11 protein-coding genes are annotated in these 12,747 nt (G+C 68.8%); 3 read left to right on the top strand and 8 right to left on the bottom strand.

The features are described 5' to 3' along the window. Positions 1-23: 23 nt before the first annotated feature. Positions 24-1,517, top strand: coding sequence for a fibronectin type III domain-containing protein (locus EV651_RS03645; protein WP_238156624.1), 1,494 nt, complete (start codon positions 24-26; stop codon positions 1,515-1,517). On the opposite strand, the gene EV651_RS03640 is transcribed toward EV651_RS03645, so the two are convergent. The 5 genes from EV651_RS03640 to EV651_RS03620 form a co-directional block, all read right to left on the bottom strand. Continuing rightward, a complete protein-coding gene (locus tag EV651_RS03640) occupies positions 1,504-2,772 on the bottom strand; it encodes a hypothetical protein (protein ID WP_133781884.1) in 1,269 nt (422 codons plus the stop codon). The genes EV651_RS03645 and EV651_RS03640 overlap by 14 nt on opposite strands. A 9-nt stretch (positions 2,773-2,781) precedes the next feature. Next, positions 2,782-3,528, bottom strand: a complete 747-nt coding sequence (locus EV651_RS03635) for a WecB/TagA/CpsF family glycosyltransferase (RefSeq protein ID WP_133781882.1) — start codon at positions 3,526-3,528, stop codon at positions 2,782-2,784. Positions 3,529-3,643: 115 nt separating this feature from the next. After that, positions 3,644-4,642 (bottom strand): GDP-mannose 4,6-dehydratase, encoded by a 999-nt coding sequence (gmd, locus tag EV651_RS03630; protein ID WP_166658477.1) that lies wholly within the window; start codon positions 4,640-4,642, stop codon positions 3,644-3,646. Beyond that, a complete protein-coding gene (locus EV651_RS03625; RefSeq protein WP_133781880.1) occupies positions 4,639-5,580 on the bottom strand; it encodes a GDP-L-fucose synthase in 942 nt (313 codons plus the stop codon). The genes gmd and EV651_RS03625 overlap by 4 nt, the downstream gene beginning before the upstream one ends. Beyond that, a complete protein-coding gene (locus tag EV651_RS03620) occupies positions 5,580-7,088 on the bottom strand; it encodes a sugar transferase (RefSeq protein WP_238156623.1) in 1,509 nt (502 codons plus the stop codon). Before EV651_RS03620 ends, EV651_RS03625 begins: the two co-directional genes overlap by 1 nt. A 270-nt stretch (positions 7,089-7,358) precedes the next feature. On the opposite strand from EV651_RS03620, the gene EV651_RS03615 reads away from it, so the two are divergent. Both EV651_RS03615 and EV651_RS03610 read left to right on the top strand, forming a co-directional pair. Further along, a complete protein-coding gene (locus EV651_RS03615) occupies positions 7,359-8,897 on the top strand; it encodes an FAD-dependent oxidoreductase (protein WP_166658476.1) in 1,539 nt (512 codons plus the stop codon). Positions 8,898-8,931: 34 nt separating this feature from the next. Beyond that, on the top strand, positions 8,932-9,651 hold the full coding sequence (locus tag EV651_RS03610) for a phosphatase PAP2 family protein (protein WP_238156648.1): 720 nt from the start codon (positions 8,932-8,934) through the stop codon (positions 9,649-9,651). Here EV651_RS03610 and EV651_RS03605 read toward each other — a convergent pair. Genes EV651_RS03605 through EV651_RS03595 form a run of 3 tightly spaced genes read right to left on the bottom strand, consistent with a single transcriptional unit; the run spans position 9,623 to position 12,746 of the window. Beyond that, entirely contained in the window at positions 9,623-10,951 is a 1,329-nt protein-coding gene (locus EV651_RS03605; protein WP_133781872.1) for a glutamate-1-semialdehyde 2,1-aminomutase, read from the bottom strand. The genes EV651_RS03610 and EV651_RS03605 overlap by 29 nt on opposite strands. Beyond that, positions 10,948-11,496, bottom strand: coding sequence for a dTDP-4-dehydrorhamnose 3,5-epimerase family protein (locus tag EV651_RS03600; RefSeq protein ID WP_133781870.1), 549 nt, complete (start codon positions 11,494-11,496; stop codon positions 10,948-10,950). Before EV651_RS03600 ends, EV651_RS03605 begins: the two co-directional genes overlap by 4 nt. Positions 11,497-11,498: 2 nt before the next feature. Beyond that, on the bottom strand, positions 11,499-12,746 hold the full coding sequence (locus tag EV651_RS03595; RefSeq protein ID WP_133781868.1) for a polysaccharide pyruvyl transferase family protein: 1,248 nt from the start codon (positions 12,744-12,746) through the stop codon (positions 11,499-11,501). Between the last annotated feature and the right edge of the window lies 1 nt (position 12,747).

Genomic DNA, 12,747 nt, shown 5'->3' with positions numbered 1-12,747 from the left:
TTGGTGACCAAGGGGGATCGATCATGGGGACAAGACTATTAGTTGCGTTGGGCATCAGCGGGCTCGTGCTGGGGGTGGTGCCGGCACCACCCGCGACGGCCACCGGGGCAAGCCTGACCGCAGTCGCCGTATCGACCTGGCAGACCGACGCCAGTGTGCTCGGCCTGGCTGTTGCCAAGGGCAAGGTGTACGTCGGGGGCCGCTTCCTGACCGTGCGCCCGCCGGGCGCGGCCCCCGGGACCCACGAGACGAGCCGGACCTATCTGGCCGCGTTCAGCCAGAGCACGGGCGCGCTCGACGCCGGGATGAACCATGTCCTGGACGGGATCGTCTGGGCGGTCGTCGCCTCGGCCGACGGCTCCAGGGTGTATGTCGGCGGGGACTTCACCCGCGTCGACGGCCAGGTCCGGAACCGGATCGCCGCCTTCAGCACGGCGACCGGCGGACTGGTCGCGGCCATCGCGCCGCAGGTGTCGTACCGGGTGAAGGCGCTCGCTATCGGCGGATCCAGCTTGTACTTCGGCGGGTCGTTCGGGGTCGTGAACGGCGTGACCCGGAACCGGGCCGCTGCGATCAGCACGGTCACCGGCGCCCTGCTGCCGTGGAACCCGAACGCTGACGACGATGTCTACGCGATCGACGCGGCCGACGACAACTCGAAGGTCTATCTGGGCGGGACGTTCGCCGAGATCGGCGGAACGAGTCATTGGGCTGTTGCCAGCGTCAACAACTCGACCGGCGCACCGCTGCGCTTCGCCGCGGCGTCCGCCGTACCGTTGCCGTCGAGCGGGTGCACGTCGCGGGTGAAGGACATCGAGACGTCCGGCAGCCGGGTGTACTTCGCCAACGCCGGTGACGGCCCGGGCTGCTTCGACGGGACCTGGGCGGCTGATGTTGCCACCGGCAAACTGGTCTGGAAGAGCACCTGCCTGGGTGCGACCGAGGCGATCACCATGGTGAACGGGTGGCTGTTCAAGGGGTCGCACGCGCACAGTTGTCCCGGTGCCTTCTCGGACGGCAGCGGCACGCACTTCCTGCTGCTGCAGAACCCGGCGAACGGCTCTTTGGGACCTTGGTTCCCGAACACGAACGGCGGACCGCCGACGTCGGTCGGTCCACTCGTGTCCGCGACTGGTGGCAGCGATCTGTGGATCGGCGGTGACTTCACCAAGGTCAACGGCGCCGGCCAGCAGGGCCTGACCCGGTTCACCAATCTCGGCCGCGGCGCCGCACCGAGCGCCCCGGCGTCGCCGACGCTCTCCCGGCCGGCCATCGGTCAGGTGAAGGCCAGTGTCCGGGCCTCGCTGGACAACGACGACATCCGTCTCACCTATCGTCTGCTTCGCGGGGCAACCGTCGTCGCCGTCACGAGAGTCAGCTCCGCGTTCTGGTCCCGCCCCACCGTCACGCTCACCGACACCACAGCACCGACCAGAACGACCCAGAACTACCGCATCGAGGTCTCCGACGGGAATCACGCCGTACGCAGCGGCTACTCCACCGTCACTGTCCGCTGACCCGGCGGTGGGCGGCAATCGCTCGGTGGGCTTCGTTCCACCACAGGAGGAGGGTGGCGAACGAGGCACCGGCCAGGCCCCACGCCGCGCCTTGGGGACCCCAGAGGAAGGCGCCGCCGACGCCGCAGACGATCAGGACGACCGAGGAGATCAGGCGGACACGGAGGCCGCGGGTGGCGGCGGTGAGGGCTCGGAGGATGGCGAAGGCGCCGGCGTTGGAGGCGCCCAGCGCCTGGAGCAGGATGACAGGGACCAGGACGCTGTGGGCCTGGTTCCAGACGCCGGGGCCGAGCAGTTCGCGGCCTACGACCGGAGGTAGCAGGAGGAAGATCGCGCCCCACGCCAATGCGCCTGCGCCGACGCCGAGCGAAATGGCGAGACCGACGAGCCACAGGCGCCGGTACGAGTGCCGCAACGCCCGGGCCGCCTCGGGGACGGAGATCATCCGGATGCCCTGGTTCAGCACGTTCACCGGGCCGAGCAGTACCTGCGCTCCCCGGATGCCCGCCGTCGCGACGAGGCCGGCGGCCGCGGTGATACCGAGCATGTAGAGCTGGATGGTGCCGGAGACCGCGAGCATCTCCCCGACGTACTTCGGGCTCAGGTCCCAGTTCCGGTTGACCCATTCACGAATCAGCTGCCGGCGCGGCGCCACACCCGACTGGAAGCGGCCGGCGATCGCCGCGACCACCGCGCCGAGTCCCCATCCGAACGTCAGCGTGAACGCGGACGTCGTACCGGTGAGATAGAGGCCGCCGAAGATCGCCAGCATCGCGAGCAACCAGATCAGGTCGTTGACGAAGGCCTTCTGTCCCTCGCCGACGACGAAGAACGCCCAGCGCCACGCGTCCTGCAGGAGCAGGCCCGGCATGGTCAAGGCGAAGGCGAGCAGCACACCACGAGACGGCACGGCCGGGACGGCCGCGATGGCAAGGCCGAGCAACGACGCCAGGACTCCGGTGAACAGCGCCGTCGCCGTACTGGCCCGGACTGCTCGTTCCCATTCCGGACTGCGAGCGCCGGAGTGGCGTACGGCGAGCGGCTCGGTGGAGATCGCCCGCGACACGTTCAGGGCGATCGTGTAGCCGCCGAACGCGAGCGCGTAGACACCGAAATCGGCGACCGTACTGGACCGCGCGACGACGACCCCGACGGCGAGATTGCTGAGGCTCGACAGGCCCTGATCGGCAAGACCCCAGCCCGCGCGACCAGCCGGTCCGGCCAGCCGACGTAGTTTCGGCCGCCGGAACTTCACCGCCTCACTCTAAACTGGACGCGGCGGGTGGCGGAGGATGCCGAGGAGGAATCGCGGGATGCCCAGCACGTAACGCTTCCAGAGTCGGCGCGGCTCCTTGTACAGCCGGAAGCTCCACTCCAGCCCGGAGCGCTGCATCCAGTACGGCGCGCGGTCCAGCCGGCCCGTGTGGAAGTCGAACGCCGCACCGACCCCGATCAGGATCGTCGCGTTCAGCCGGTCGCGGTGGTCGGCCATCCAGCGCTCCTGCTTCGGCGCCCCGAGCCCGATCCAGACGATGTCGGGCCGCGCCTCGTTCATCCGGGCGACCGTCTCCGCGTCCTCGGCGTCGGTGAGTTCACGGTACGGCGGGCATTCGACACCGACGACCTTCAACGCCGGGTGCCGTTCCTGGAACCGCTCGCGCAGCTCCTCCGCCACGCCCTCGGCTCCGCCGTAGAAGTACTGTGTCCAGCCGCGGTCCGCCGCCTCCGCCAGCACACGCTCGAGCAGATCCGGACCGGCCACGCGGCCCATCTCCTCGAACCCGGCGCGGTGACCGGCCCACACCAGCGGCATCCCGTCCGGAACGGTCAGACCGGACGTGTTGTAGACCTCGGTCAGCCGCGCGTCGGCACGCGCGTGCAGCAACGCGTTCATGTCGGACACGCACACCAACTGACGTTCACCGTCGTCGATCCAGCGCGCGAACGTCTCCACCGTCCGGTCCAGATTCGTCACGCTGACGTGAATCCCGAGAACGTCGACCCTGGTCATGGGGCCTCCCGGTCTGGACTGAGGAGCGGCGGGAGCGAAGCGACCAGAGCGACGAGGGAAGACCGGGAGTCACAGCCCCATGACCCGCGCGCCGGAGGCGCGCATTCAATACAGTTCATGAGTCCTCTCCCGTCAGCAGTGCGAGGTCGGCGTCGACCATGATGCGGACCAGCTCCGGAACGTGCACCTGAGCCTTCCAGCCGAGGTCGGTGGCCGCCTTCGACGCGTCCCCGATCAGCGAGTCCACCTCGGTGGGACGCTCGTACCTCTGGTCGTGGTCGACGTACTTCTCCCAGTCCAGCCCGACGTGGTCGAACGCCAGCGAGACGAAGTCGCGGACGGAGTACGACGTACCGGTCGCGATCACGTAGTCCGCGGGGGTGTCGTGCTGCAGCATCCGCCACATGCCCTCGACGTACTCCGGGGCGTAGCCCCAGTCCCGGCAGGCATCCAGGTTGCCCAGGTACAAGCGATCCTGGCGACCCGTCTTGATCGCCGCCACCGCGCGGGTGATCTTCCGCGTCACGAACGTCTCGCCGCGCCGCGGGGACTCGTGGTTGAACAGGATCCCGTTCACCGCGAACATGTCGTACGCCTCGCGGTAGTTCCGGGTCATCCAGTAGCCGTAGAGCTTCGCGGCGCCGTACGGCGAACGCGGGTGGAACGCGGTGTCCTCGTTCTGCGGGGGCGGGGTCGCGCCGAACATCTCCGACGACGACGCCTGGTAGAACCGGCAGTCCAGTCCGATCATCCGGATCGCCTCGAGCAGCCGCGTCGTACCCATCCCGGTGGTGTCCCCGGTGTACTCCGGCTCGTCGAAGCTGACCCGCACGTGCGATTGCGCGGCCAGGTGGTAGACCTCGGACGGCTGGATCGACGCGAGCAGGGTGACGAGTCGCGAGCCGTCGGTCAGGTCGCCGTAGTGCAGGAACAGCCGTTTGTCGCGGGCGTGCGGGTCCTCGTACAGGTGGTCGATCCGCTTGGTGTTGAAGGTGCTGGCGCGCCGGATCAGGCCGTGCACCTCGTAGCCCTTGGACAGCAGCAGCTCGGCCAGGTACGAACCGTCCTGGCCGGTGATGCCGGTGATGAAGGCCCTCTTGATGTTGGGGGTCATGCCACATGCTCCTGGTACCAGGCGTAGGTGGCGGCCACACCGTCTTCCAGGGAAATGGTGGGCTTCCAGCCGAGCGCCAGCAACCTGCTCACGTCGAGCAGCTTGCGCGGGGTGCCGTCCGGCTTGGACAGATCGTTGCTGAGGGCACCGGTGTAGCCGACCGTCCGGGCGACCAGTTCGGCCAGCTCGCGGATCGTCACGTCGGCGCCGACACCGACGTTGATCGGCTCCGGTGCGTCGTAGTGCTCCAGCAGGTGCAGGCACGCGTCGGCGAGGTCGTCCACGTGCAGGAACTCGCGCCGCGGCGTACCGCTCCCCCACAACACCACCTCGGGCGCGGCCGCGGCCTTTGCCTCGTGGAACCGGCGGATCAAGGCGGGCAGGACATGCGACGACGTCGGGTCGAAGTTGTCGTGCGGGCCGTACAGGTTCGTCGGCATCGCGGAGATCCAGCGCAGGCCGTACTGCCGGCGTACGGCCTGGACCTGCATGATGCCGGCGATCTTGGCGATCGCGTACGCGTCGTTGGTCGGCTCCAGCTCACCGGTCAGCAGGCTCGACTCGCGGATCGGCTGCTCGGCGTACTTCGGGTAGATGCACGACGACCCGAGGAACAGCAGCCGGGGCGTGCGCACCTCGAGGGCCGCGTCCATCAGGTTCACCTGGATGCGCAGGTTGTCGCTGAGGAACTCGGTCGGGTGGTCGCGGTTCGCGAGGATGCCGCCGACCCGGGCCGCGGCGTCGATCACGACCGCCGGCCGGTGCTCGCGCAGGAAGTCGAACGTCTGCTGACGGTCGCGCAGATCGAGCTCCGCCGACGACGCGCCGATCAGGTGCGTGTACCCGGCTGCCTCGAGGCGGCGCCAGAGGGCCGAGCCGACGAGGCCGCGGTGACCCGCGACATAGACAGGTGCCCCAAAATCCAAGACAGAATCCATCAGTAGGCTCCCGCGCCGTAGATCACCGCGCGCACGGTCTTCCAGAGAATCAGGAGATCCAGGGTCATCGACCAGTTGTCGACGTACCGCAGGTCGAGGCGGACCGACTCGTCCCAGGACAGGTCGCTGCGGCCGCTGACCTGCCAGAGGCCCGTCATACCGGGCTTCACCAGCATCCGCCGCGAGTCGTCGGCGGCGTACAAGGCGACCTCCTCGGCCAGCGGCGGCCGCGGACCGACGAGCGACATGTCGCCGCGCAGCACGTTGAACAGCTGCGGCAACTCGTCGAGCGAGAACCGGCGGATCCAGCGGCCGAGCGGCGTCATCCGCGGGTCGTTGCGCATCTTGAAGATCACACCGTTGCCGTCGCTCAGCGCGTACAGGTCGCTGAGCCGCTGCTCCGCGTCGACGTACATGCTGCGGAACTTGAGCATCGTGAACTCGGCGCCCGCACGACCGACCCGCTGCTGCCGGAACAGCACCGGACCGGAGCTCGACAGCTTCACCGCGAGCGCCAGGCCGATCAGCAGCGGCGAGAGTACGGCGACGATGCCGAGGGCAACGACCCGGTCGAAGACCGCCTTCATCAGGTGCGGTCCGCCGCTGACCGACGGCCGCTCCAGGTGCAGCAGGGACAGGCCGGCGACCGGGCGGACCGAGATCCGCGGGCCGGCCACCTCGATGATGCCCGGGGAGACGATCAGCTCGATGCCGCGCTGCTCCAGCGCCCAGGACAGCCGGCGCAGCAACTGGCCGGCCAGCTCCGGGTCGGTCGCGATCGCGACCACCTCGACCGCGTGCCGGTCGGCGGCGGCCAGGATGTCCGGCTCGGCGAGCTCCTCGGGCTGCATCGGGCCGTCCCTGTCACCGGTGCTGTCACCGGTGCTGTCACCGCGCGGGCGGCAGGTCGCGACGACCCGGAAACCGTCGGTCGGACGGCTCTCCAAGTGCTCACAAAGTGTCGCGGCCGGGCCACTGCGCCCGACCACGAGAACCCGGTGCATGCAGCGACCCCGGACCCGGTGCCGGTGCAGGTCCTTCCGCAACGCGTACCGCAACAGCAGCGCGGCCACCACCATCACCGGGATCGCGAGCACCACGAAGCCACGGGCGATCTCGGCCTTGGTCACGTACGACGTCATCGCGACCGCCGCGGTGAGTCCGACGCCGGCGCGCAGCAGCGACCGGAACTCGTCCGGCCCGGCCCCGTAGAACCGTGAGTCGTACCCCTTCGACAAGGCGACCGCGGCTACCCAGGCGAGCGGCAGCACACTGCTCACCACGAGGTAACTGGAGCCGACGTGGTACCCGAACCGGGTCAGCAGCGCGATCGAGACACCGAGCATCGCCGCGAGCAGATCGCCGCCGACCGCGGCCCAGCGGTACACGCCGACCCAGCGCGGCTCGGTCGAGCGCGACGGCAGCGGAACGATCGCCGGAACCTCGTGCGGGACGACCCAGAGCGGCCGACGGCTGTCCACAGCGTCCGGCGCTTCTGCTCCGCTCACAGCGGCCCTCGTTCCCTCCCGCAACTGCCCGGTCACTTACAGTGTCCGCCGCAGCGTGCAGCGTGTCCTTGTCAATCCGCGCGTCGGCGCCGAGTGACCGAACATTACTACGGAGGCAGGTCCGCGGCGGCGCCCTACCCCACCGCCTGTGGAGAACTTGACGAGATCCTTATGTGACCCACAAACGACGCGAGTTGCCGTATCTTGAACCAAGGGGAAATCGCTTGACGACATTTACGGTGCTGTGCGACCTGGGGGGTGCCCGTCGCCTTGGCGAACTCAGAGGGGGAAGACGTCGACGCCGACGTCTGCATCATTGGTGCCGGACCCGCCGGGATCAGTATTGCGCGGGAACTGGCCGGCAGTGGAATCCGGGTCTGCCTGCTGGAGAGCGGCGGGCTGAACGTCGAGCGCCGCGCGCAACGGCTGAGCAGGGGCGAGATCGACGGCTATCCGTTGCACCTGCTCGAGGAATCGAGGGTGCGGGCCTTCGGCGGAACGCTGCGGCATCCGCACCTCATGGACGGCGGGTGGGCAGCTCGTCCGCTGGACCCGATCGACTTCGAGAGCCGGCCCGAGCGGCCGGAGTCCGGGTGGCCCTTCGATCGCGACCATCTGATTCCGTACTACGTCCGCGCGCAGCATGACTGCGGACTCGCTCCTTACGACTTGGTCAACGGAGACCCCACCGCGGACGGCCGGCCCGCGGCGCCGGTTCAGGACGTCGAGGTCGAGACCACGCTGTTCCAGTTCAGCGACGCGGACTTTCAGGACGCTCTCCCGCTGCTCACGAACTCGTCCAACGTGCGCGTACTGCTGCATTGCCGGGTGGCCGGCATCATGACCGATCCGTCCCGTGGGCGCGTCGAATCGATCACCGCCGTACGCGCAGACCGTAGCCGGGTGGTCGTGCGACCCCGCGTGGTCGTGCTCGCCACGGGAGGTATCGAGAACGCCAGGCTGCTGCTGACCGCCGACAACGGACATGGGCTGGGCAACGAGCACGATCTGGTCGGGCGCTACTTCGGCGAGCGAATGGCGCTGCCTGTCGGGAACCTCGTCCTGTCCGGCCGCAAGACGGTCGACGACGCGGCGTTCTTCTTCCGCCGCAACGATGCGACCGGTGCCCTCCGGATCACCGAACGGATCCAGCGTGACAAGGGCCTGCTGAACTGCGCCTTCTATCTCGTCCCCCGTCCGGCCGCGGCCGCGACACCCGCGATCCGGTCGCTCTCGACACTGCACAAGGCGATCGTCAGGCGGCCCAGGATCGACGGGCTCGGCACGCACCTTCGCAACGTCGTCGGAGACCTTCCCGCTGTCGCGGACATGGCGCTGAGCGCGGTGGTGTCCCGCCCCCGCACGCTGATGTTGCGCGCTCAAGGCGAGCATGCACCGAACAGGGACTCGCGAGTCTCACTCGGGTCTCACCGCGACGACCTCGGAATCCCCGTCGCGCGGGTGACGTGGCAACCGACGGCTCGGGACCGGGAATCCATCCGGACCTCGACCGGCATCCTCGACGCGGTCTTCCGGAGCAGCGGATTCGGATACCTCAAGACAATGTTCGACGACGTTCCCGCGACACTTGTCGAAGGCAGCCACCATCACATGGGCACCACGCGGATGAACGTCGATCCGAGGAAGGGCGTTGTCGACGCCGACTCGCGGGTGCACTCCGTGGCGAACCTCTACGTCGCCGGATCGTCGGTCTTCCCCACGTACGGTGCGTCCAACCCGACCCTGACGATCGTGGCGCTGTCCCTGCGTCTCGCCGACCATCTCCGGAGCGTACTCACGCACGGCTGACGCAGGCCGCATAGACTGGGTCGCGGGGGTGGGGATGGTATCGACCGGCAATCCACGAGTGGTCCGTGCGCGTCCGGCTGCGCCGCCCGCACTCGCACCAGGCCTGCGCGGTTCTGCCGGCATCGGGGCACTGCTGCTCGTCGTACCGGCACTGATGTTCGCCGGCGACACCGGGCCCAGCCGGATCGACCGCCGGGTGCAGCACCTGGTCGACGGCTCGGCCGCCGGTGCCTGGGATATGGCCCACAGCCTGGACTGGCTCGGCGAGCCCGCCGGCCGGACATTGATGGTCCTGGCATTAGCCGCACTCTGCTTGGTCGCCAAGCGTCCTGCGCTGGCCGCCACGGCCGTGGTGGGCATCGCCGCGATCAGCGTGCTGACCACGGTCCTCAAGCCGATCGTGGATCGGCGCATTCACGACGGCTTCCTGTCGTATCCCAGCGGCCATACGGCGGCGGTCACGGCGGCCGCGATGGTCGTGGGTCTACTGCTGGCCGATCTGCTGCACGCCGGCGCGGTCACGGGAACAGCGATCGTGCTCGCCACCGCCGTCCTGGGCGGCGGGCTGATGGCAGGGGCACAGATCTCACTGTCCGCCCACTACCCGACGGACACTCTTGGTGGTTTCGGCTGTGCGCTGCTCGTGATCCCGCTGACAGCCGCACTGATCGACCGGCTGGTCAGGCTCAGAACGGTCCGCCCCGCTGACGGCGACGGGCACCGACCTACACGAAACGGCGGAACACCGGCTTGACCGGTCGTCCTCCCGTCCACCCCCTCGGGTCTCCGTCGTCGAGCGCCTTGCGGTACGTCGCGCACGCCCCGGCCACCACCTCGACCGTTCGCGCGATGTCCTCGTCGGTCAGGGCGCTGCTCACCACGAACGACGGTCCGATCACTCCACCGAGCAGCAACTCACGCAGGAACAGCGTGCGGTAGCTCTGCGAGGGCTCCAGGTTCTCGTCGAGCGTCCCGAACACCAGATTGCTGGCCCGGCCCCGGACCACGACATGGTCCTGGACACCCGCCGCGGCCGCCACCTCGCGGACACCGGCCGAGAGCTTGTCCCCGAGGTCGTGCAACCGGCTCGCAATTCCTTCTTCGGCGTAGACATCCATCACCGCAATGGCCGCGGCCAGCGCGTGGGTCTCGGCGCCGTGCGTCGTGGACAGCAGGAAGACCCGCTCGCGATCGTCGCGCAGGCCTCCGCGTTCCATGAGTTCCCGGCGTCCCGCCAGGGCGGACACGGCGAACCCGTTGCCGAGTGCCTTGCCGAAGGTGGACAGGTCCGGCGTCACGCCGTACAAGCCTTGCGCGCCGGAGGCCGAGAAGCGGAAGCCGGTGATCATCTCGTCGAAGATCAGCAGCGCGCCGTGGCGGTGGGTCAGGTCGCGCAGGCTTTGGAGGTATCCCGCCGGCGGATCCTGCTGGGTCGCGGCCTCGAGCATCAGGCACGCGATCTTGCCTTCGTGGCGGATCAGCAATTCTTCGGTCGCGGCCAGATCGCCGTACGGGAACGCGACGGTCAGATCGCCGATCTCGCCGGGGATGCCTGCGGGCATCGCGGTGCGGCTGATGAACCAGTCGTCGACCGAGAAGAACGCGTGGTCCGAGCAGACCGCCACCAGCGGGCGGCCGGTGACCGCGCGGGCCAGCCTGACTGCGGCGGTCGTCGCGTCCGAGCCGTTCTTGGCGAACTTCACCATCTCGGCGGTCGGCACCGCGGCGAGGAAACGCTCGGCCGCCTCCAGTTCGACGATACTCGGGCGGACGAAGTTGCTGCCCCGGTCGAGCTCACGCCGGACCGCCTCGACGACCCTCGGGTGAGCGTGGCCGAGACTGACCGACCGAAGCCCCGAGCCGTACTCGATGTACTCGTTGCGGTCGACGTCCCAGACGTGTGCGCCCGCGCCGTGCGAGATCACCGGCGCCATCTCGAACGGATACTGGTCGTCGCCCTTGGCGTAGGTGTGGGCGCCGCCGGGGATCAGGTCGTGCAGCCGCTTGTTCGCCGCGACGGACCTCTCGAAAGACTTCTCAGTCTGGTTGCTCATGACAACCTCGCAGTAGCCAGAGCCAGTGACGGTGCGGCCTTGTCCCGGTCGGACACCAGCGTGACCGGGAGCGGCCAGGGGATGTCCAGATCCAGGTCGTCGTACCTGATCGACACGTCCTCGGCCGGGTCGTGGGCACGGTCGATCCGGTACGACACGTCCGCCGGCTCGGTCAAGGCCTGGAAACCGTGCGCGCAACCGGCCGGCACGTAGACCGTGACCTGGTTGTCGCCGGTCAGGTCGAAGACCTCGCGATTGCGGTACGTCGGTGAGCCCGGGCGCAGGTCGACGACCACGTCGAACACCGCGCCGTACGAGCACCTGACGAGCTTGGCCTCGCCCGCTCCCGACCGGACGTGCATCCCCCGCACGACCCCGCGCCGCGAGCGCGAGATGCTGTCCTGCACGAACCCGTCCGGGTCGAGCCCGGCGGCCGACACCGCGTCGCGGTCGAACGTGCGCGAGAAGAACCCGCGCTCGTCGACGTGGGGCGTCGGCCGGAACAGCAAGGCCCCGGCGATCGTCGGTACTTCGATCACATCCATCGCTAATCCCCCTGATCCAGCGCGACGCGGGACAAGTTCTCCGTCCCGAACAGCGCCGCGGAAAGTACGTCGTACTGCTGCTCGAGCGACTCGAGATACTCGGCGTTCTTGGCCCGCAGGGCCGGCACCACGCTCGAGGCGCGAGCCTCGAGCGCGCGGAACTGCTCGATCAGCCGCGGCACGTCGAGATCCTGGATCGGCTGCCGGAACTCGGCCAGCCGCATCTGCTCCATCAAGGCGTCGCTCTTGGTCCCGTAGCTGATCGAGATGGTCGGCTTGGACAGTTTCAGAGCAGACACCACGTTGTGGTATCTCGACGCGACGACCAGGTCGACCCCCGCCAGCTGGGTCATCAGTTCGCCGAGCGATTCGGCCGGCTCGCTGATCAGTTGCTTCCCGGCGAGCTCCGGGCGGGTCCGCCGCAGGTCGTCGGACACTGCCTCGACGACGGACAGGTCGGACGGATCGCCGGTCACGAGCCGGATCCGGTAGCCGCCGTCGACGAGCCAGCGGGCGAACTCGACGATCTTCGCGGTGTACGTCGCGTAGATCTCGTCGGCCCGGTCCCGATCCGCGTTCGTACCGCGGTAAGCCATCACTCCGAGGCCCACGGTCCGCTGCCGATGCTCGACGGGAGCAGGCGCCGGCAACGCAAAGGCAAGGTCCGGACGGACTTCGTCGCGACTGGTGTCGAGGCCCATCTGCCGCATCGCGTCCCTGGAGTACGCATCCCGGTACGAGCGGTACGTCGCAAGCCGCGCGGCCCCGGTGAACAACCATCGCAGCGTTCGCTCACGTGCGACGTTCGCGCCCACGTTGACGAACGCGACCTTCGCACCGGTCATCCTGGCCGACAGCGACATCAGGAACAGCGCGTACGGGAAGCCCCACGGGCGCAGCTCGAGCGTCGTCTCGAGAACACCCATGCCCGGCACGATCACCACGTCGTACCCGCGGACCACCAACGGCATTCGCGCCAGGTCGGCCACCTTGCCGAACATCTTGCGCGCGACGTCGTCCACCCTGACCCGTCCGGGTCCGTGCTCCTGGTACCAGGTCATCGCGACCGCGGGGACGCCGTACTGCCGCTCGAACTCGTCCGGTCCGGAGCAGATACAGCTGATCTCCGCCTCAGGATGCCTGTTCCGGACAAAGGCCAGCATCGCGTCGAGCGAGCCGTGGTTGCCGAGGTTGCCGGATCCCAGCAGGCCGAAGAACGCGACGCGTGCCGGCGTGCCTGGAGAACCCATG

The sequence above is a fragment of the Kribbella sp. VKM Ac-2571 genome (genome assembly GCF_004362255.1).
Taxonomy (GTDB): Bacteria; Actinomycetota; Actinomycetes; order Propionibacteriales; family Kribbellaceae; genus Kribbella; species Kribbella pratensis.
The sequence above is the reverse complement of the archived record's forward strand: the minus strand, read 5'-3'. Positions and strand labels throughout refer to the sequence as shown.